Genomic DNA, 18,856 nt, shown 5'->3' on the forward strand with positions numbered 1-18,856 from the left:
TGCTGTTAGCAGACGGTTTTTTATTTTTCTGAGTATAATAATCCCCAGTATCCAACTTTCATTTTTTTGTTGAACTTTTCACCAATTAAATATGGTTTATTTACTTTCAATTTAACACTCCGATTTAATTTTGGATCTTGTATTTTAATATAATGTCTTATCGTTCCACTACTTTCCATTGAATAATAATCTACAATCTTGGCATTCAAAACAATTGTTTCATTTTCTCCCAAAGAGTCATTTGTCAACATTATAATTGAAAGCGTTGTTGCATATAAAACGACTGTCATTCCAATAGTTAATGTAATAATGCGAAAAATAGTTCTAACGTTTGTCCATATTTTTTTTGTATACTTTTTCCCTTCATGCTGAACAAGAAACTTTAAATATATAATTAAACAAACAGGAAACATAATTAGGAGAATTGGTAATGAAAAGTATTTCATTGTTATCTCATGGGCAAGATTAGTTTCAACGTAATCAAATGAATTAAAAGCAACAATAACTGTCAAAATACAAATAGTCAAAAGAGTAAAAAATAATATTTTGAATTTGTTCATTGTCATTTATGATGATAGTTGTGTAAATTGGCTATAACGTTCCGCAGATTGTAGCAGCTGCATAAATTTATAACTAAAGTTTCCAAGTACAAAATAACTTTTGGAAATCCGCTAGGATTTCCGGCAAACCCAAACCTAGCAGTTGCTACAAACTGCTGTTATAGCCAGTTTTTATCTCACTAGACTGTCAATTATTACTATCAAAATCATTATTCCAACTACTATTCCGCCAACTTTTAGATACAACTTCATCGCTTTCTTTTCGTCTCGATAATCCGCTGTTGGGATTGTTTCGGTATGCGCAATTATTCCGTTTTCTGTGAAAATTTTATCAAGCTTTATTCTGTCTGCGTCTAATATGAAATATCTAATTCCATTTTCAAACATTGGCTGATTTTCAACGTCACAATAATATTCAACGTTTTGCTTTTCCATTTCGTTTTCAAACGTTATTTTATCTTTCGGTAAAACATAAATTTTGAAATGGCTTTTGAATAATATTTCCGGCTTTTCCATTTGCATTTAGTTTCTAATAAAATTGGCTATAACGTTTCGCGGCTAGTGGTTTTTTGCGAAGCCAGCGAACTGCGTACTGTCAGCTAAGATAGAATTTTTACGTGAAAAACCAACGTGAAACCACGAAAATCCAGCAATGGCCACTAACCGCTGTTAGTAGCTGGTTTTTTGAGTTATTATTTTTTAATCCATTGCGAATTCCATAATCTTTGACAGCGCTAATGTCAATGCAATTATATAAATGAAAAAAGTAATCAACAAAGATTTCCATTCAATTCCGTTCTCTCTTTTTATAAAGTAAGTTAATGCTATAATTATCCAAGCTAAAAAGCTAAAAACTGTTCCAGTCCAACTGTAAATTATGCAATATTGGTAAACGTCATAAAACTTAAATTCGAACGGATTAATTCCTGAAATGTTTCTATATCCATTAATTAATCCAGCATGTGTGTAAAAAGTAAGTAATGAAACAATAAAAAGTGCCGGGAAAAATACTAAAACATAAAAAGTCAACTTCCAAAACTTTCGAGTTTTCCATTTTCTATTTTCTATGTTGATAGTATGTTCCATTTTAAGATATAAGCTGTTAGGATAGGAAAACTAGCTACTAACGTGCCGCAGATTGTGATAGTTGCGACGATTTATTACTGATGATTACAAATATAAAATTCCTTTTTGAGTTTTCAGAGAAAACTCGGGATAATCCCAAGCTTCGCAATTATCACAAACTGCTGTTAGCAACCGTTTTTCCGTTTAAATTGCTTATATCCAATAACATCTTTTCGGATTTCTTTTTTCCACTTTTTGCCATATGTTGAGCATAAATGTTTTAGAATGACATTATTGTATGCTGTTGATATTTTCTCGTCAGTTCCGCTGCAACCAAAATCATAATAACTTACACCATATAATTTTCTAAACGGTTCATCACCAATATATACAATTGGAGCAATTCCGCTTTGTAATAGAAGAAATGGTGTTTTAGCTTTTATATCATCATTTGCTAGATTTTCCGCTTCCACTACAGTTTGCGCAAAATGAATTTTTGCGGCGCCACTTTCATTATATTGTTTATCAGTCAATCTTTCATTTTGGGCTAAACAATTTAATCCGAAAAGGAACAGAAATATAGACATTGTCGTTTTCATAAATATGTTCTAAATGGTTGCTAACGTTCCGCGGCTTTGCGCTGTAGCGGCAATTTAAGAAAAAATATAAAGCGAAAGACAAGGTTTCAGGAATCCGTTAGGATTCCGGCGCAATGCTAACGAGCTATTGCGCGAAACCGCTGTTATATGTAGTGCCAGCTATATTTTTTTTGCCTTTGATGAGTTTTCATTACCAATCCAAATATAACTCTCTGAGAATTTATTCTTTTCAAAAAAGAATTGAAAGTATGGAAACTCAGTTTTACCAGTTGAAAATTGAATATAAAAATACTCGGAATTAAATGCTTGGGGTTTGTCACCAGACCATAACAGGTTAACACTTAGTAAATTTATTCCAGTTATCTTTTCAACTTTATTTTTAGGAACAAATAGACTTCTTTTCATATATTCAATTTCTATTTTCTGACATTTGTAGTTTACAAATTCAAAGGAAACCACTTCTCCTGTTTCGAATACTAAATCAGCATTGGTTAATTTTTTTTTCTTGGTTGCTATTAATTCACCGTACTTTTCAAGTTTAACTTTCTCTGAGTTTTTAATTTCAATTCTTTCTTTAGCAAAATACAATACGTAGATCTTTGGTCTTTCAATTCTGTCTTTGTGTGCATAAATTGAGTTGCAATTCAATGCGAATATTAAAGCGATTATGATTTTTAGATGTTTCATGTGAGGCATTGCATATAACGTCCCGCGGCTTGCCGCAGTGGCGGTGATATTAATGTATAGTTGTAAAGATATCAAAATTTCCGGCTGTCGATTTTCCGGCTGAGGAAAATCGGAACCAGCCATTGTTGCAAACCGCTGTTATGAGCAGTTATTTTGCCCAATTGAATAACTTGGTAACAGCCCAACTTATTTCATCTTGTTCGCAACGATATTCACTAATTTCTCCAAACTTTTCAAACTCTGATATATTAAATCCATCTTCAATGTCATTATACCAAATCACTTTGTTTTTATAAACTGCAACTACCCAAAATCCACCGCATTCATCACCCAGTTCTTTTTCGGCCCATTTTTTCGGCTCAACTTTAATTGATTTCCAAAACTCCATAATTTCTCCTTCCAAATCATTTTCGGTTCTTTGAATTTCGATATTAAGTTCACTTAATGAAATCGGTGTCCATTCTGCCATAGCGTGATTAATAATTGCTCATAACGTTCCCCAGATTGTAGCAGCTGCATAAATTTATTACTAATGTTTCCAAGTACAAAATAACTTTTTGGAAATCCGGTAGGATTTCCGGCTAACCCAAACCTTGCAGTTGCTACAAACTGCTGTTATAAGTAGGCCGCGTACTCCTATATTATTGCGGTAATTTTACACCAATCAATTATTTTTAAATCACTTATAATTAAAACATAATACCAAATATGTTCATGTTTCTCTAAAAGATATATAACCACAACCTTTTTCTTTGGTGTTAATTCAAAAGATTGGTAAATATGCATTGAAAGTTTTGATTTTCCAGAGCCAAATTTTCTGTTTTCTGTGTTGAGTTTGATGGCTTCTTCTGTTTCTGCGAAGCCATTAGACTGAATAGTTATATTTTCTTCGTTATTCAAGCAACTAGCATTAAAAATCAACCCTGAAGTTTGTTTTTCTGTCGAACCTGAAAATTTAATTTTACGGTACTTTAATTCTTCTTTTTTCAAAATGTTTTCAAAAAAATAATCCGCTGCAATCTGTTCATCTTTTTTCTGTGAAAAACAAGTTTCAAATGATAATAGTAATAAAAGCAAAAATGTGATTTTCATTTCAAAAGTTCTTTTAAAGATAATCGTCGAGCGGCTTACTTATAACGTGCCGCAGATTGCTACAGTTGCGACGATTTATTACTGTTGATTCCAAATATAAAACTCCTTTTTGAATTTTCGGAGAAAATTCGGGAAGAACCCAAGCCTAGCAATTGTAGCAAACTGCTGTTAGCAACGGTTTATAAAACTTTTAAGCAACTCAAGATTACTTTTTGAATATCCTGCAAAGTATATGTTTTCCGTTTTCTCAAGTTTCTCAATTTTTAATACACCATGATTTTTATCCCATTTTGATATTTTTATATCTCTAATAGATTTCAATGAAATTTTTTCGGCATCAAAGTAAAGATGATTTTCATCAAAATAGATTCTTTTATAGTTCTGTTTTTTTACGAAAACAAAGAATCCAGTTATTAAAAATCCTAGTGCGGCGATTGAAGCCTGTATATAATTTTTGCCTATTAAAAATATTATGGAAATCACTGCGAAAAACAAAACTCCAAAGTGGACATAAAATTGGATTTGGTTTTTGGAATCAGTGAGTTCTATTTGTTTGTTCATTTTTTGCAAAATATTTCTGTAAATCGTTGCTAACGTGCCGCCGCTTGGCGTAGTAGCAGCAAGTTAAAGAAAAATGTAATAAGAAATGCAGAAGTTCAGAGTATTTTCCAAGAAAGACAAACGAGCTATTGCGCCAAACGGCTGTTAGCAAACGTTTTTTTTATTCAGTCAATTCATAAAATTTAAATCGACCGTTTTTTTTATTTTCTTTTTCAAGACCTCTAGAATCCTTATGCTTTGGAATACTAAAAATGCTGTTTTCGATTTCCTTATTCTTTATTTCAACTAACTTATATTCTGAGTATAATTCTGTATTTTTAACTTGCAATTTGTAATAGTAAATTATTGAGTTATTTAATTCAGTTGCTATTTCTTTTGGGTGTATTTGCTCTCCCATGGCCCGTAATATATTACGATTGTCAGCTAGTTTATATTGATTGGCGTCAGAATATACATAAGTTTCTTTTCCATATTCTCTCTTTACGAAAAGCTTCTTCAATTCATGATCTTTCTTGTCGAAATTAATAATTGTATCAGACTTTGATAAAGAAATTATTTTTCCAAAATGAGAGTTTTCTTGATTATATAGTTTTCCAAAATTCAAATTATCTTCATTCATGGATAGTTTTTTTGATTTACTCCAGTTGTCTTTATAGATTACATAGATTTTCTTTAAGGAATCAATAAAAATTGATTTTTCATAATCTTTTTGGTTAGTTAGTTTTATGTAATTCTTGTTCTTATATGTTATTTTGAGAGTATCGAAATATTTATTAGAATCAGAAAAATTCTTCTCGTTCATTCTCATATTATAATGATAAATCAATTCACCCTCAAATATTTTTTCAGGCGATAAAATATTAATTAATAATATAAAAACTATAGTTGTAAATATTCTCATTTCCAAAATGTTTGCTAACGTGCCGCCGCTTGGCGTAGTAGCGAAGTCAGCGAGCTGATTATTTTCGGTTAAAGTTAAACATTTTCGTGAAGAATAGAAGTGAAGTTAAAACAAAACAAGCTATTATGCCAAACGGCTGTTAGCGCGCGTTTAATTTTCAAACTTGGTTTCTAACCTTGGTTTACATAAACTCCTTCTTCTCCAGTTTCTATATTTTTTATCAAAAGTCTGAAACCAAAACAGAAAACTACCTTTGCTTTTCCGCTGCTACCATAAACTATTCCGTCTTCCATTTTCATGTTACCTTGATCAAACCAATCTCCAATGTGCATTCCACTGCTATATTTCCATGTCTGACTTTGAATATAATATGATGAATTAAGGTAAAGAATGATACCTAGAACAATTGCAGTTAAAGCTAAACTTATTTTAAAAATTCGTGTTTTCATTTTCAGACTTTTTGTGCAAACGTGGGAATTAAATGAGCGCTAACGTTCCGCGGCTTCGCGACAGTTGTGAAGCCAGCGAACGAATTATTTTCTGTTAAAGATAAATGTTTTTCGTGAACACGTAAAAGTAAAAACCAACAATTGCGCGAAACCGCTGTTATAGGCCGTTTTTATTTTTTTCCACTCCTTTTTGTCATTTCAGGAACTCCATCACCAGGCGAAATATGTGTAATTACCTGAGCATCTTTTACAAGTCTTTGGATTATTTTGGAAATCGGCTCTTTTGTTCTTATACTCTCATCATATGCTTGCTGTATAATTTCTCCGCTTATCGTCTGTCCTTCTGGTGCGATGACTATAGTTTGTCTATTAAATGGAGCTGTTGCACTATCGTCAGCTCTAATCATTTCCTTATCTAATTCTTCAAGAAATTCTTCATTTTCAAGCACACTCATTCCTGCATTAAGTGAACCTTGATTAATAAGTAATTCATTTCCCATTTGTTTTTGAAGTTCTATCATAAATAGATCTTGATCACTAAAAGGAATATGAAAATCGTTGAATCTTAAAAAAATTTGGTTATCAACTTTCATTTGAATGTGAAAATGAGGTTCAGCACCAACTTTTGCAGCGGCGTGACCTTCTAAATCAGTATTTCCAACACTAAATGACCATTCAAGATTTTTATAACGAAATGTAGACTCTAAATATGAAGTTGATGAAGTTTCATCTTTCAAATCGTTTATATTAGTTAAGAAAACTTCACTGTTTGCTAACCAACGAAAATAGCTGTCAAGTTGAAAAAATCCAATTGGTTTTTTTAGATAAGATTCAAAGTGTTTTTTTCGAATACCTTTTGGATATGTGAACCAATGGAAGCAATGCACAGAATCTTTAAAAGAATTCATGTTCATTCCACAAAGAAAGCACTTTCCTTTTTTTAAGTTGTTAATGAAGTCTTCATGGACACGTTTGTTTTCTTCATCTTGCTGTCTGTTCTTTTCGGCAATGTAATCTTCTCCAAGATTATTGAAGTATGTTTTTAAATCTTGATTTTTATATCGATTCATGTCGTTCGGTTAAAATGGCCTATAACGTGCCGCGGCTTGGCGGCAGTTGCGATGCCAGCGGACTGATAATTTTCTGTTAAAGATAAACGTTTTTCGTGAACACATAAAAATTAAAACCAGCAATTGCGCCAAACCGCTGTTACTGGCTGGCATTTTATTCCTGCTGAATCCACTCAAACTCTCCATTTTTCATATAGATAATTCCTCCGCCACAACTTTCCTCTGCGTGAATAAAAATGCCGTCATTAATTAATTTTATTTTGTCTTGTTCTTTTATTTGATCTTCAGCCAAAATATCTCCATTTTCATCAACGTTATTTGCATAAACTTCGCCTTTTGGTGCTTTCTCAAAAATCCCAACCCAATCCAGTTCATCAAATCCTTGCCCCAAAATATCATTTCCCATTCCGAAATATTTGGTTTCTTTTCCATTTCCAAATATTATTCGCAAGCCAGATTTTTTATTTCGTGTGCTTTGAACAATTTCTACAATGTCATTCTTTTTGTCTCCATCCAAATCGCAAATAATTTTATTGACCTTATGCGTTTTAGAAATAGAAATAGTATCAATTTTTTTATTAGCAATTTTTTTTGCCGCTAAGTTTTCAGTTTTTACTTCTCTTTTACATGAAAAGAAAAGTAAAATGAAAATTAAAAGAAGAATGTCTTTCATGAAGATAGGTTTAATGCTTGCCAGTAACTAGTTTATAGGCGCTACAAAGTAGCGGGTTTACATCCTAATTTGGGTTGATAGGCGCTATTTTGTGGCGCTTTATGTTCAAATATAATTGTTTTTTTACAAATCATCAAACGGGCTCTTGATTTGTTGAAGACTCTTCGTGCTCACATGGGTATAAATCTCTGTCGTTTTACTGCTGCTGTGACCTAACAGTTCCTGTATATATCTTAAATCAGTGCCGCTTTCCAACAAATGGGTCGCGTAGCTGTGGCGCAACCAATGCAAAGTCACCGGCTTATCAATTTTGGCCTTTTCCACTGCATTCTTTAGTACCTGTTGCAAACTACGGGCATCATAGGGTTGGCCTATTTTTTGTCCCTCAAAAAGATAAGTCTTCGGTTTGTAAATCCTAAAATAACTTCGTAGCATTTCCAATATTTTAGGGCTCAATGGCGCTATCCTGTCTTTCTTGCCTTTCGCATTTTTAATCAATACTATATTCCTCTTGGAATCTATGTCTTGTGGTTTCAGTGCCAATAATTCACCACACCGCAATCCGCAACTGTAAATCAAACTCAGCATCGCTTTGTGCTTTATATTGCTATGGGCTTCCAGAATTAATTTCACTTCTTCTTTGCTCAGAACATTAGGCAATACCTTGGCGCGTTTGGGCCGATGAATCCTTTCAATATCCACTTTTCGATTGCCGATGGTCGTAAAAAACAGTTTGATGGCATTAACGATTTGATTTTGATACGAAGCCGATAACTGCTTTTTTAAAATGTAATCATTGTTGTAAAGGATTAAATCGTCATTGTCAATTTCACTAATGGCTTTTTGATTGTAAAAAGCCAATAAGGATTTGGCAGCATCCAAATAAGTTGCGATGGTATTTTCGCTATACCTTTTGGAACGAAGCCAACGCCTGAAATTCTCCAAACCTCTCAACCCTTCTTCATTGGGCATGGTGTCAGCGAGTAGGGGCAGCCCAAATCGCTTTCGGTTCTCATCAGTATCGGGCACATGCCACACCTTTAATGACTGACTCCATCTTGAACCGGCTATGGCTTTTATTCTGGCAATCAGTACTTCATCTTTGTCAAATGACACGGCAATTCGTTTCTCACCACCATGGGTTATCATTTTAGCACTCCATTGCATCTTGTTAATCTTTTTATAAAAGTAAGAAAAATAACCTTTAATATTATAAAAGAGCCATTAATAATGGTTTGTTTCTTTTTATACTGTTTATATCTTTTCTATGCCCTTATCCCTAAAACAAACTCACTTTAACTTTATTTTACCAAGCTCCCGTTTTAATATTGTTATTTTTGCCCTATGTCTGCAAAGCAATTCATAGTATTGGGTAAGTTATGGGTACTATTACTGTTTGGTAATAGCGCCTTTGCCAATACTGTGATGCCGTTTGGAGAGCAGCAGGAATCCAAAGCCGTAACGCTGTATAAAGCCGTAGAGACGCTTCACAAAGATGGTTTGCAACCTCAGGTGCCGTCGGTAAGAATAATCTCTGAGCAACAAGCCAAATCTTTTAGTCTTGGTTATCCGGTAATCGGGCTTTATGAAAGCGTCCGTTTGGTTCCGGGCTATGTGGGCCCAACCGTAGTCTTACTTCAGGATGCGGATCGCTGTAAAAGTGTTTCCCGTTTCTTGTTTCCCTATCATTTTTTCTGGTAAAGCTGTAATCGTTTAATCGACAGTATTACAATTCATCGTTTCCCTTTTGGGATAACGATACAACTTTATTTTAAAAATGATACCCATGGAAACATCAGTAATTATTATTGGTCTGGTCTTTATTTTGATCATAGCCATACCGCTCTATTTTGTCTTGAAATCCAAGAAAATAGACCAAAATCAAATTGACTCCCTTTTTGCCCAATACAGTCAGAACAACCGTTACCGCTTTCAGTTGGTAGCCTCACACGAACGCAAAGCCTTAGCGCTTGACCCTCAAAACCGAGGGCTGCTTTTTATGGATTTTAACCTTAACGAACCTTATGTCGCTTTCCGCGATTTGACTAACATTCAGAATTGCGCCATAGCCATCGGGAACCCGCAGGGCAGAAGCAATGTGTTGAAAAAGGTAGAATGGATTTTTATGTCCAATAAAGGAACCGCGCAGGATGATGGTGTTCTTTTCCATGATGGAGACAAGCCTTATATCGTTCCGGTGTATCCGCATGAAGAACTCAAATTGGCGGAGCAATGGCAGGAAGTGATTAATAAGCATCTTTAAAAGAAAAAGCCCTGAGAAATCAGGGCTTTTATTATCTTTAATTCACAGGCTCTACTTTAAACCCGGCTTTTCGGAGCAGCGCAATCACACCCTTTTCTCCACCTAAGTGCGCAGCACCAACACCAAAGAATGTTGATTTCTCTTTTGCGATTTTATCAATTCGGCTAATCCAGTTTTGGTTTCGGTTGTTGAGCAATTCATCAACATATTTGGAAGTCATCACATTATCCGATTTTTTAGTAAAATCAACCATCGCTTCAATGTTCTCCGATTTGTACATATCGAGCATGGCATTCATTTCTGTAGTGTCTCTTTTCAGATTGCTTTTGGCGGTTTTTACCAATTCGTCCATTTGGTCTTTATACGAAATGGCATCAAACACATCGAGTTGCTCAGAAACGGTTTCCAATCCAATGACTTCTTCATTCTGGGCTTTGCTTATTTTTTGCAGCTCTGTCTCTACCGATTGCATTTCGCAAGGCAGCATTTTTGGATACAACATCGCCGAAACCATAAAAGGCTTTACGGTATTAAGCATTTCGGCAGAAAAGCCCACTTCGGCTTTCAAAAAATCATCCACAATTTTAAAGTCTTCTGCTGAAGCCAATGATTTCATCGTAACGCCGTCTTTCATCATCATTTTCATCATCATTTCGCCCTGCATATTGGGATCATCCATATCCAGTTCCAAACACAATTGCTGGGTATTATCGAGTGCAGTTTTAACTTTCGCAGACAATGTAGCATCACAAGTGATGTGAATGGTTCCAAATAAATAAGACGGTTTGGAAAGGCCATTGCCTGATATTTTCCACAACAAGGTGTTATTCTTGTTGGTTTGGGCATTAGCAAAACCAGCCAATAAGGCGAGTAGAAGCAGGGCTATTTTTTTCATGTTATAAGTCGATTTTTTTAAGCTCTTTGTAATTGCCTTGTAATTTACGCAACAGTATGCCGTAAAGTAAGCGGTAGAACAACCAGAAGATTCCAACAAAGACCACTGTGGTTAAGATAATGATGCAAATCGTAATCGATAAGGTACGATAACTGTCTTCGTGGGCAATCTTGTCTTTTAGCGCATTCATTTTAGGATTGTAAACAAAAGCCATCACAAAGCCCATAATGGTACTGACAAATATCATGCTCAGATTATACCAAACATAGTATTGTACGGTCTTACGCGTTCTTAAAATATCCTGCATCAACTGTTTGGTTGAGGTTATCGTAGAGATTTTAGTGTAGTTTTTATAAAAACAATAAATAAACCCAACAACAACAACATAATTGAGATAGGTGAACGCTTTCAAATAAATTGAAAAGTTCTCGGCGTGCAGACTCTTAATGGCCTCATCAGTATTAAACAATATGTTGACCAAGGCCCATGCCGCAAATTCCAATACGCTAATAACCAATATCCATTTTACAATAGATGATGATTTCTTATGCAGCATGTTGTAAATCTCACTTTCCGTAACCTGCTCAAAAGAATGGGTATCCTTTTTCCAGGCTTTTTTTAATAAATCCAACTCATCCATATTCCTTAGGGATTTAATATTTTTTTTAATTTTCCTTTGATTCTGTTCATTTTCACTCGTGCATTGACTTCACTGATCCCCAATGTCTCCGATATTTCGGTGTAATCCTTATCTTCAAGATAGAGAAACACCAAAGCTTTTTCAATATCATTCAACTGTTGCACCGCCTGGTACATCAACTTGATTTGTTCTTCTTCTTCTAAATTGTAATCTTCCTGACTTAAGAAATGTTTTTGTCCTTCGTAAGTAACCGTTGCTACGGTTCTGGTATTTTTTCTGTAGAGTGTAATTGCAGTATTCAGCGCTACGCGATAAGCCCAGGTCGAAAATTTAGATTCACCTCTAAATTTTGGGAACGCTTTCCAAAGCTGAATGGTAATTTCCTGAAACAAGTCATTGTGTGCATCTTCGCCATTGGTGTATAACCGACATATCTTGTGGATAATGTTCTGGTTTTCCTTTAGCTGTTTTACAAATGATTGTTCTAAGTTGTCACTCATAGCTCGTTAGTAGTGCAAGCGGTTGTTTTGTTACACTTAGTAAAACTACATTTTTTATTATACAAATTCAAGTTTCTAATTTCCTTATCTTTGTAACCTAAATTACAAGCACAAAAATGAAAATAGGGCACTACAATACACTTACGATTGCACGCGAAACCAAAGTTGGACTTTTTTTAACCGATGGTACTGCCGATGTATTGCTTCCGGTGAAATATGTTCCAAAGGAGTATACTATCGGGGATGAAATCATAGTGTTTGTTTACCTTGACCATGAAGAAAGACCGGTGGCTACGACATTGGAACCTTATATACTGATGGATGAATTTGGCTTATTGCGCGTCAACTTTGTCAATAAGTTTGGTGCTTTTTTGGATTGGGGATTGGAAAAAGATTTGTTTGTTCCATTTAAGGAACAAGCGCGCCCAATGGAAAAAGGAAAACGTTATTTGGTCTTTGCCTATATCGATGAGAAAACCAACAGGATTGTGGCATCGAGTAAAACCAATCAGTTTTTGAGCAATGAGAATCTGACCGTTGCCGTTGGTGATGAAGTTGATTTAATCATTTCGCATATTACCGAAGTTGGGATTAATGTTATCATCAATGACCAACACAAAGGTTTGCTCTATAAAGATCAGGTGTATGACGATATCCGAACCGGAGACCGAATGACCGGTTATATCAAAAACATCCGCCCTGATAATAAGATTGATGTTACGCTGCACAAATTCGGTTACAGCAATGTGGAACCCAATGCCGAGAAAATCCTGTATGAACTGAGAGCCAGCCGCGGCTTTTTAAGATTGACGGACAACAGTCATCCAGAAGACATCAAAACCGTACTAAAGATGAGTAAAAAGACCTTTAAGAAAGCCATTGGAGCGCTTTACAAGGAAAAGCGCATCGAGATTAAGGAAGACGGGATTTACCTGGTAAAGGAAATAACCATCTAAAGTTTATTCTCCCAGTTCGAGTTCCGTTGGCACCGGAGTTTCTATTTCAGTTTTCTTTTTATAAAAAAGGCTGCTTACCATACTCAAGGTAGCATAAGGCCTGTTGGAGTATTTATTCCCCAAACAAATAACCGTTACGGTATCTTTTTTTACCGGTATAAAGGAAGTATTATTGCCATGCCACCAGCCGTTGTGGTACACCATTTTTTCGCCGTTTGGTGGTAAAAAACGCATGCGCATTCCCAAACCATAATCCTTAATTGGCTTGGCAACTTTGCCGGCGCTATAACCAAAGTAGGCTTCCTGCAATAATTCGGGTTTGATAAAATCAGGAGAATAAGTGGCTAAGTCAAACTTCACCAAATCTCTCGGTGTGGAATAGATGTTTTTATCACCATACAAATTATCATATTGATCCCAAGGGAAAATAGTACTCGATCGGTATGATTTGCAAACGGTGTCCCTGTCGGTTTCATAATTGAACACAAAAGTATTTTTCATGCCAAGCGGTTTGAAAATCAGGGTTTGCATGGCATCGCGATAGTTCTGGCCGGTGGCTCTTTCAATGATGAGTGCCAAAATCACATAATTGGTGTTGCAATAATCAAATCGGGCATTGTCGGCAAATATCGGTCTGAATTTTTGCTTGACCATCAAATCCAAAATATCCTGATTGGTCAAAACCTTTTTTCGGTTCCAGCCTTTTTTCATAATGCCCGGAAAGTTGGAGTAATGTGGCAAACCGCTTCTGTGATTGAGCAGCGTTCTGATGGTGGTGTTCTTATAGGGGAATTTCGGAATCCAATCGGTGACTTTCTGGTCGAGCATGATGTTGTCACCCTGAACCAGTTTCAGGATGGCAGTTGCGGTTAATACCTTACTCACAGAAGCCAGGTGAATCGAAGTATTAGCATCAATTTTTCTGCCGGTTTTGGTGTTAGCCAAACCTTTATAATCTTCATAAATGATGCGGCCGTTTTTGGCCACAATAAAACTTCCGCTATAGTAAAGTGAATTAATGTTTTTTTGATAAAACGAATCAATTTTTGATTTTTTTTCGTTGATGTATTCTTCTGAAACCTTACCAAATTTGATGTTAAACGGAATGGTAATCAGTGTACTGTCATGGCTTTGACTGCCATCCGAATACGAATATCGGTTTCCGGTTGTCGGACCGGAAAAGTAGAGTAGTGTGGTTAGAAAAATGGAAATCAGCGTAATCTTCATGATTGCAATAATACCAATATTTAGCCGAAATTAAAACCCAAAAAATCTAAATCCGTGTTAATCTTTTACAACTTTTGTTAACAAAAAACCGCCTCTGGATTGAGGCGGTTTTAAGGAATTAAATTTTAACTTTTATTGGTAACATAAATAAGGTTCTCACCGGTTCTCCGTCTTTCATGCCGGGAGTCCATTTTACTTTTAAAGCTCTCAGGATTCTGATGGCTTCTTTTTCCATATTTGGGTCAGTACTGCGGATGGCTTTGATATCGGTTAGTGTTCCGTCTTTTTCAATCACAAATGACATGATAACACTCATCGATATTTCTCCGCTGTCATCAATTTCAGGACGTGTAAAGGTTCGTTGTACATATTTATAGAATGCTGGCATTCCACCTGGGTATTCAGGAAGTACATCTAAATTGTTGGTAGTTACCACAGGGCCAGGACCTTTTCCTTTACCATCACCACCTTCTTTACCTGTACCGGTTGGACTACCGCCTGTATTTACAGGGGTAAGGTTTCCTTTTGAATCGCCGCCATTAGGATTTGGATCATCATTTCTTTTGCCCAGGTCTACATTTTTGGTAATGTCATCAGGATTGTCTGTTGATTTTACAATAACAGGATCAACTAAATCCTTGGAAGTTACCTTTTCTGTTGGTTCGTCTTCTACCGGTGGCACTACAATGTCGCTTTTAGGTTCTTCGTTTTTCTCCGGCGGATAATTATAGGCATCAACCTGGATGATAACATCCGGATTACCGGGAAGCTCTTTTGCGGCATCGCCAAAAGAAGTTAGAAATAGGCCGAGACCAATGGCACCGCAAAAAAAGGTGATGCCACTTATTAGGGCTATTAAAGAAGTTTTAGAATTTTCCTGACGCAATTGATACGCGCCATAGGCTTTGTTTTTGCCATCAAAAACCAGATCTATCCAGTTTTTTTCATAAATACTAACGTTTGACATAATTTATATGGTTTTAGAGTTAAGTATTTATACTACATAAGCAAGGTGTTTAATTATATAACGCAGCAAACATCAAAATAGTATAAATAATGTTAAATATTTATTATATAGATGATGTTTTCCCTTAAAAGGTTGGGAAGGTTCAGATAAATTTTGAAAAAAAAAAAATCAGAATTATTTTTTGCTCTCGATGATTTCTGCCAAGAGTTTTTTGGCGCGAAGCAATTTGATTTTAACGTTGCTCAACGGTTCGTTCAACTGTTCGGCAATTTCCTGATAACTCATTTCCTGAAAATAGCGAAGCTGAATCACTTCCTGATAGTGCGGTTTCAATTCTTTGATGAATTGGAGTAGGCGGGATAAGTTTTGTTCGGTAATCAATTCATCTTCGGCAGATGGAGAACTATCGGCAACATTATAAGCCTGTTGATCTTCCTCATCGGTGATTTCAACAAAAAGCGTTGATTTCTTTTTGCGAAGCAAATCAATATGGACATTTTTGGCAATGGCAATCAGCCAGGTGTTGAATTGGAATTCGGGATTGTAAGTGGCGATTTTGTCAAAGGCTTTAGAGAAGGTTTCGATGGTAATGTCTTCCGAATCGGTTTCGTTTTCGGTGCGTTTAAGCATAAAGCCATACACTTCGTTCCAGTAATGGTCGAGCAAATAAGTAAAGGCAACCTGGTCGCCTTTCTTAGCCATCTCTATGTATTTGTTTATTTCCAATGTACCGGTTTTGAGAACGTATTGGTGATGAATACGTTCAATTGGGTGAAAATTAAAACAATTTCTATTATTGGGAACCAATACATCACATCTTTTTCTTTTAATTTACCCGCTGCAAATCCCATGGCTAACCACGCAAATAAATATCGGAAACCGATAATGCTGACTACAGCAATCCATTGAAACTGGAATGCTAAAAGCACAATCGGCAGCAACAAAAACAACAATTGAGAAGCATAGAAGATGCTCAACTGGTTTCTGTCGAACATTTTATAATGCTTGGCAGTCGATACATGACGGCGTTTTTGGGTAAACCATTCTTTAAAGGAAGTTTTTGGTTCCGAATAGGTAAAGCTGTCCTGCATATAACAAACCGCAGTGTTGTCGGAGGTCGCAGCTTGGTTGATAAACAAATCGTCATCTCCGGAACGCAATTTCATATGATCCATAAATCCTCTTACCTTGAAAAATTCCTCGCGTTTGTAAGCCATATTGCGTCCTACGCCCATATACGGTTTCCCGATTTTGGCCCAGGCAAAAAATTGGGTTGCTGTCAATAAAGTTTCAAAGCGGATGATTTTATTCAAAAAGGAATTGGCTATTTTTTCATATGCACCATAACCCAGAACAATGTTCTTCTGAGGCGTGAACTGGGCGCTCATATTGGCAATCCATTCTTTTGAGTTTGGATAACAATCGGCATCGGTGAACAATAGGTATTCATATTTGGCGGCTTTGATTCCAAGAGTTAAGGCGAATTTTTTATTACCCCAAAAGGCTTCGTTGTTTTCAACCTTAACCAATTTGACATTGGAATACTGCTTTTCAAATTCTTCAAAAAGTTCCAAAGTGTTATCACTTGAAGCATCGTCAATCAAAACAATTTCAAAAGTATGGTAGTTTTGTTCGGCCAAAAGCGGCACAAACTTTTTTACGTTTTCTTCTTCATTTTTGGCGCAAACAATTACTGAAATAGGGATTCTATTTGGCGTTGCCGTTTGTGGTTTAGCAAATGAAAATTTGCCAAAAACTACAATATAATAGATGAATTGAACAACAACAACCGCAATGAACAGACAGAATAGAGTTAATAACATAGGCTTTTTTCGACATTAAAAAGGATTGCAAATGTAGGTATTCTAACGCCAATAGTCAAGGGATTTTGAACAAATTCCTAACGGTTTTTTTTCATTTCTTCGGCTATGGCAATTGCCTGACTGTCATTGGTTTTTTCCAGTTCGGTGATGATGTTTTGGTAGTTTTTGTCATCGCGGTTTTGGGACAGCTTTTTCTTGGCTTCAATACCGGTAATTTCAATTTCGAAAGCAACAATGCCTCGGGCTTCGCGCATCGTTTTTTCGGATAGATTTTCGACACGAACGGGTTTTTCCGATTTGGCTTCGTATTTATCAACCAACTTTTTAAGCGAATTGACCGCTTGCTCATGATTGTAAAGCGTCACTTTCCCGTAAACATGAACAGCCAGGTAATTCCACGTTGGCACATTTTCATGGTCATACCAGGAAGAGGAAATGTAGGTATGCACACCTTGAAAAATGGCCAGCACTTCGTCATTGGTTTTAAAACTTTCCGCCTGTGGATTGGCTTTGGAAATATGCCCGACCAAAATTTGTTTTCCGTCGGCATTGGTGTCTAAAATCAGCGGTGTATGCGTTGCCCACAATTTTCCATTGGTTTGATTGACCAAAATCGCAAAGCCGTTTTGATGCAGAAAGTTTTGAATGTCTTCCTGATTTTCGTTTTTATATAGTTCGGGTATATACATCGTTATTTTTTATTTTCAATTTGGTATAAAACGCCGTCGTGTAAATGAAATTCAAATTTGCCGACGAATGTCATGCCTATTTTTTCTAATACTTTTATCGAACCAACATTCAGTTCCATGGCTCTTCCGACAATTTTGGAAAGCTGCAACTGATTAAAGCCATAATCAATGCAGGCTTTGGCTGTTTCGGTAGCGTAACCTTGGGTCCAATATTTTCTGAAGAAACGAAAACCCAGGTCAACTTCATCCAAATCGGGTGAGTATTTCAAACCACACCAACCTAAAAACGCATCACTTTTTTTGTCAATCACCATCCAACGACCATAACCGTATTGCTCATATTGGCTGTAATTTTCCAGAAATGATCTGGCTTCGGCTACTGTTGAGAAAGCTTTGTCACCGGTAAATTTGATAACTTCTGGGTCGGCATTTAAATCATAAAAATGTTGTGCATCACCAACGGATAATTCACGGAGGTAACAGCGTTCGGTTTCTATGATAGGTTTCATTTTATTAATTTAAAGTGCTGTATTCTGACCAATTGAGATTCTCTGGTAATGCCATATTTGAAAATTCAATATGAATTACTCTTCGTTTCTTATTGTTTTGCGTTCTGTTTGAACCATGTAAAAGTAATGGTTTCATCAACATTATGCCACCGGAATTTACACTGCAAATCGTTTCCTTTTCAAGGTTCCAATTGATGGTTTCCGGTCTGTAAATTGATTTGGCGTGTGATTTATCAATCACTTTCAAGGCACCATTATTTTCATCTGTATCATCTAAATGAATCCGGATAGTAAAAATATTTTCCAGAATGGCCAAAGTAGGTTGAACAGCAAACTGATTCTGTTTAACGGTCCACGGACCAAAACCTTCGGTTTCTGTTTTTTTATCGACAGAAATAGTTAAATCCTGATGATAAGCAACAAACCAATTTGATTTTTCGGGTTTATCAAAATAGATTGACTTTACTACAAAACAATTGTCACCGCCAACTTCCTCAATGATTTTTTTCAAATTATTATTGAATAGAAGCGATTTGATTTCAGGGAATTCCTTAACGAATTGCCGAATGGCAAATAAGTCGTCTGTCTTTCTGAAAATAGGATTTGATGTGTCTAAACCATTTATAAAATTAGCAATCGATTGAATTTCAGTTTCACTATAGACATTGTCGACTATTGAAAATCCTAATTCGTTTAATTCGGTTTTGACTTTATCAAGTATAGTTATCAT

At 35.7% G+C, this 18,856-nt stretch carries 26 protein-coding genes; 3 read left to right on the plus strand and 23 right to left on the minus strand.

Features of this window, described 5'->3' with window-relative positions:
- Positions 1–20: 20 nt before the first annotated feature.
- The 13 genes from P1K33_RS07985 to xerA form a co-directional block, all read right to left on the minus strand.
- Complete coding sequence (locus tag P1K33_RS07985; protein WP_284652400.1) at positions 21–560, minus strand: hypothetical protein; 540 nt, start codon at positions 558–560, stop codon at positions 21–23.
- A 171-nt stretch (positions 561–731) separates the two neighbouring features.
- Complete coding sequence (locus P1K33_RS07990) at positions 732–1,076, minus strand: hypothetical protein (protein ID WP_284652401.1); 345 nt, start codon at positions 1,074–1,076, stop codon at positions 732–734.
- 183 nt (positions 1,077–1,259) lie between these two features.
- Complete coding sequence (locus P1K33_RS07995) at positions 1,260–1,646, minus strand: hypothetical protein (RefSeq protein ID WP_284652402.1); 387 nt, start codon at positions 1,644–1,646, stop codon at positions 1,260–1,262.
- Positions 1,647–1,810: 164 nt separating this feature from the next.
- On the minus strand, positions 1,811–2,158 hold the full coding sequence (locus tag P1K33_RS08000; protein ID WP_284652403.1) for an FEKKY domain-containing protein: 348 nt from the start codon (positions 2,156–2,158) through the stop codon (positions 1,811–1,813).
- A gap of 225 nt (positions 2,159–2,383) precedes the next feature.
- Positions 2,384–3,034, minus strand: coding sequence for a hypothetical protein (locus P1K33_RS08005; RefSeq protein WP_284652405.1), 651 nt, complete (start codon positions 3,032–3,034; stop codon positions 2,384–2,386).
- 25 nt (positions 3,035–3,059) lie between these two features.
- On the minus strand, positions 3,060–3,380 hold the full coding sequence (locus P1K33_RS08010; RefSeq protein ID WP_284652406.1) for a hypothetical protein: 321 nt from the start codon (positions 3,378–3,380) through the stop codon (positions 3,060–3,062).
- Positions 3,381–3,547: 167 nt separating this feature from the next.
- A complete protein-coding gene (locus P1K33_RS08015) occupies positions 3,548–4,003 on the minus strand; it encodes a hypothetical protein (RefSeq protein ID WP_284652407.1) in 456 nt (151 codons plus the stop codon).
- A 168-nt stretch (positions 4,004–4,171) separates the two neighbouring features.
- A complete protein-coding gene (locus P1K33_RS08020; protein ID WP_284652409.1) occupies positions 4,172–4,564 on the minus strand; it encodes a hypothetical protein in 393 nt (130 codons plus the stop codon).
- 160 nt (positions 4,565–4,724) lie between these two features.
- Positions 4,725–5,465: a hypothetical protein gene (locus tag P1K33_RS08025; RefSeq protein ID WP_284652410.1), complete on the minus strand. Its 741-nt coding sequence runs from the start codon at positions 5,463–5,465 to the stop codon at positions 4,725–4,727.
- A gap of 170 nt (positions 5,466–5,635) precedes the next feature.
- The gene (locus tag P1K33_RS08030) at positions 5,636–5,914 is read right to left on the minus strand and encodes a hypothetical protein (RefSeq protein ID WP_284652411.1); all 279 of its coding nucleotides are present in this window, start codon (positions 5,912–5,914) and stop codon (positions 5,636–5,638) included.
- Between the two features lie 170 nt (positions 5,915–6,084).
- Positions 6,085–6,984 carry a hypothetical protein gene (locus P1K33_RS08035; protein WP_284652412.1) on the minus strand — a complete coding sequence of 300 codons (900 nt, stop codon included), beginning with the start codon at positions 6,982–6,984 and terminating at the stop codon, positions 6,085–6,087.
- A 154-nt stretch (positions 6,985–7,138) separates the two neighbouring features.
- The gene (locus P1K33_RS08040) at positions 7,139–7,657 is read right to left on the minus strand and encodes a hypothetical protein (protein ID WP_284652413.1); all 519 of its coding nucleotides are present in this window, start codon (positions 7,655–7,657) and stop codon (positions 7,139–7,141) included.
- A 123-nt stretch (positions 7,658–7,780) separates the two neighbouring features.
- Complete coding sequence (xerA, locus tag P1K33_RS08045) at positions 7,781–8,824, minus strand: site-specific tyrosine recombinase/integron integrase (RefSeq protein ID WP_284652414.1); 1,044 nt, start codon at positions 8,822–8,824, stop codon at positions 7,781–7,783.
- A gap of 177 nt (positions 8,825–9,001) precedes the next feature.
- On the opposite strand from xerA, the gene P1K33_RS08050 reads away from it, so the two are divergent.
- Positions 9,002–9,358, plus strand: coding sequence for a hypothetical protein (locus tag P1K33_RS08050; RefSeq protein WP_284652415.1), 357 nt, complete (start codon positions 9,002–9,004; stop codon positions 9,356–9,358).
- An 85-nt stretch (positions 9,359–9,443) separates the two neighbouring features.
- Positions 9,444–9,920 (plus strand): hypothetical protein, encoded by a 477-nt coding sequence (locus P1K33_RS08055; protein WP_284652417.1) that lies wholly within the window; start codon positions 9,444–9,446, stop codon positions 9,918–9,920.
- Positions 9,921–9,957: 37 nt separating this feature from the next.
- Here the strand turns inward: P1K33_RS08055 and P1K33_RS08060 are convergent, their stop codons facing one another.
- From P1K33_RS08060 to P1K33_RS08070, 3 genes are read right to left on the minus strand one after another with little or no spacing between them, the layout of a single operon-like run.
- A complete protein-coding gene (locus P1K33_RS08060) occupies positions 9,958–10,815 on the minus strand; it encodes a TraB/GumN family protein (protein ID WP_284652418.1) in 858 nt (285 codons plus the stop codon).
- Between the two features lies 1 nt (position 10,816).
- Positions 10,817–11,455, minus strand: a complete 639-nt coding sequence (locus tag P1K33_RS08065; protein WP_284652419.1) for a DUF8845 family protein — start codon at positions 11,453–11,455, stop codon at positions 10,817–10,819.
- A 5-nt stretch (positions 11,456–11,460) separates the two neighbouring features.
- Positions 11,461–11,955, minus strand: coding sequence for an RNA polymerase sigma factor (locus P1K33_RS08070; protein WP_284652420.1), 495 nt, complete (start codon positions 11,953–11,955; stop codon positions 11,461–11,463).
- Positions 11,956–12,071: 116 nt separating this feature from the next.
- Between P1K33_RS08070 and P1K33_RS08075 the strand changes: the two genes are divergently transcribed.
- Complete coding sequence (locus tag P1K33_RS08075; RefSeq protein WP_284652421.1) at positions 12,072–12,911, plus strand: CvfB family protein; 840 nt, start codon at positions 12,072–12,074, stop codon at positions 12,909–12,911.
- Positions 12,912–12,914: 3 nt separating this feature from the next.
- Here the strand turns inward: P1K33_RS08075 and P1K33_RS08080 are convergent, their stop codons facing one another.
- The 7 genes from P1K33_RS08080 to P1K33_RS08110 all read right to left on the minus strand — a co-directional run bounded on the left by P1K33_RS08080 (position 12,915) and on the right by P1K33_RS08110 (position 18,856).
- Complete coding sequence (locus tag P1K33_RS08080) at positions 12,915–14,138, minus strand: serine hydrolase domain-containing protein (RefSeq protein WP_284652422.1); 1,224 nt, start codon at positions 14,136–14,138, stop codon at positions 12,915–12,917.
- Between the two features lie 118 nt (positions 14,139–14,256).
- Positions 14,257–15,105, minus strand: coding sequence for an energy transducer TonB (locus P1K33_RS08085; RefSeq protein WP_284652423.1), 849 nt, complete (start codon positions 15,103–15,105; stop codon positions 14,257–14,259).
- A gap of 174 nt (positions 15,106–15,279) precedes the next feature.
- Complete coding sequence (locus tag P1K33_RS08090) at positions 15,280–15,831, minus strand: RNA polymerase sigma factor (RefSeq protein WP_284652424.1); 552 nt, start codon at positions 15,829–15,831, stop codon at positions 15,280–15,282.
- Positions 15,822–16,928, minus strand: a complete 1,107-nt coding sequence (locus tag P1K33_RS08095) for a glycosyltransferase (RefSeq protein WP_284652426.1) — start codon at positions 16,926–16,928, stop codon at positions 15,822–15,824. Before P1K33_RS08095 ends, P1K33_RS08090 begins: the two co-directional genes overlap by 10 nt.
- A gap of 77 nt (positions 16,929–17,005) precedes the next feature.
- Positions 17,006–17,617, minus strand: coding sequence for an FMN-binding negative transcriptional regulator (locus tag P1K33_RS08100; RefSeq protein ID WP_284652428.1), 612 nt, complete (start codon positions 17,615–17,617; stop codon positions 17,006–17,008).
- 2 nt (positions 17,618–17,619) lie between these two features.
- Complete coding sequence (locus P1K33_RS08105) at positions 17,620–18,126, minus strand: GNAT family N-acetyltransferase (protein ID WP_284652430.1); 507 nt, start codon at positions 18,124–18,126, stop codon at positions 17,620–17,622.
- Between the two features lie 4 nt (positions 18,127–18,130).
- Positions 18,131–18,856, minus strand: coding sequence for a phytanoyl-CoA dioxygenase family protein (locus P1K33_RS08110; protein WP_284652431.1), 726 nt, complete (start codon positions 18,854–18,856; stop codon positions 18,131–18,133).

The organism is Flavobacterium terrisoli, from assembly GCF_030167905.1.
GTDB classification, from domain to species: Bacteria; Bacteroidota; Bacteroidia; order Flavobacteriales; family Flavobacteriaceae; genus Flavobacterium; species Flavobacterium terrisoli.

Coding starts and splice junctions, on each gene's coding strand:
- P1K33_RS07985 (WP_284652400.1), bottom strand. CDS start 560: ATGAACAAATTCAAAATATTATTTTTTACTCTTTTGACTATTTGTATT.
- P1K33_RS07990 (WP_284652401.1), bottom strand. CDS start 1,076: ATGGAAAAGCCGGAAATATTATTCAAAAGCCATTTCAAAATTTATGTT.
- P1K33_RS07995 (WP_284652402.1), bottom strand. CDS start 1,646: ATGGAACATACTATCAACATAGAAAATAGAAAATGGAAAACTCGAAAG.
- P1K33_RS08005 (WP_284652405.1), bottom strand. CDS start 3,034: ATGGCTGGTTCCGATTTTCCTCAGCCGGAAAATCGACAGCCGGAAATT.
- P1K33_RS08010 (WP_284652406.1), bottom strand. CDS start 3,380: ATGGCAGAATGGACACCGATTTCATTAAGTGAACTTAATATCGAAATT.
- P1K33_RS08015 (WP_284652407.1), bottom strand. CDS start 4,003: ATGAAAATCACATTTTTGCTTTTATTACTATTATCATTTGAAACTTGT.
- P1K33_RS08020 (WP_284652409.1), bottom strand. CDS start 4,564: ATGAACAAACAAATAGAACTCACTGATTCCAAAAACCAAATCCAATTT.
- P1K33_RS08025 (WP_284652410.1), bottom strand. CDS start 5,465: ATGAGAATATTTACAACTATAGTTTTTATATTATTAATTAATATTTTA.
- P1K33_RS08030 (WP_284652411.1), bottom strand. CDS start 5,914: ATGAAAACACGAATTTTTAAAATAAGTTTAGCTTTAACTGCAATTGTT.
- P1K33_RS08035 (WP_284652412.1), bottom strand. CDS start 6,984: ATGAATCGATATAAAAATCAAGATTTAAAAACATACTTCAATAATCTT.
- P1K33_RS08040 (WP_284652413.1), bottom strand. CDS start 7,657: ATGAAAGACATTCTTCTTTTAATTTTCATTTTACTTTTCTTTTCATGT.
- xerA (WP_284652414.1), bottom strand. CDS start 8,824: ATGCAATGGAGTGCTAAAATGATAACCCATGGTGGTGAGAAACGAATT.
- P1K33_RS08050 (WP_284652415.1), top strand. CDS start 9,002: ATGTCTGCAAAGCAATTCATAGTATTGGGTAAGTTATGGGTACTATTA.
- P1K33_RS08055 (WP_284652417.1), top strand. CDS start 9,444: ATGGAAACATCAGTAATTATTATTGGTCTGGTCTTTATTTTGATCATA.
- P1K33_RS08060 (WP_284652418.1), bottom strand. CDS start 10,815: ATGAAAAAAATAGCCCTGCTTCTACTCGCCTTATTGGCTGGTTTTGCT.
- P1K33_RS08065 (WP_284652419.1), bottom strand. CDS start 11,455: ATGGATGAGTTGGATTTATTAAAAAAAGCCTGGAAAAAGGATACCCAT.
- P1K33_RS08070 (WP_284652420.1), bottom strand. CDS start 11,955: ATGAGTGACAACTTAGAACAATCATTTGTAAAACAGCTAAAGGAAAAC.
- P1K33_RS08075 (WP_284652421.1), top strand. CDS start 12,072: ATGAAAATAGGGCACTACAATACACTTACGATTGCACGCGAAACCAAA.
- P1K33_RS08080 (WP_284652422.1), bottom strand. CDS start 14,138: ATGAAGATTACGCTGATTTCCATTTTTCTAACCACACTACTCTACTTT.
- P1K33_RS08085 (WP_284652423.1), bottom strand. CDS start 15,105: ATGTCAAACGTTAGTATTTATGAAAAAAACTGGATAGATCTGGTTTTT.
- P1K33_RS08095 (WP_284652426.1), bottom strand. CDS start 16,928: ATGTTATTAACTCTATTCTGTCTGTTCATTGCGGTTGTTGTTGTTCAA.
- P1K33_RS08100 (WP_284652428.1), bottom strand. CDS start 17,617: ATGTATATACCCGAACTATATAAAAACGAAAATCAGGAAGACATTCAA.
- P1K33_RS08105 (WP_284652430.1), bottom strand. CDS start 18,126: ATGAAACCTATCATAGAAACCGAACGCTGTTACCTCCGTGAATTATCC.
- P1K33_RS08110 (WP_284652431.1), bottom strand. CDS start 18,856: ATGATAACTATACTTGATAAAGTCAAAACCGAATTAAACGAATTAGGA.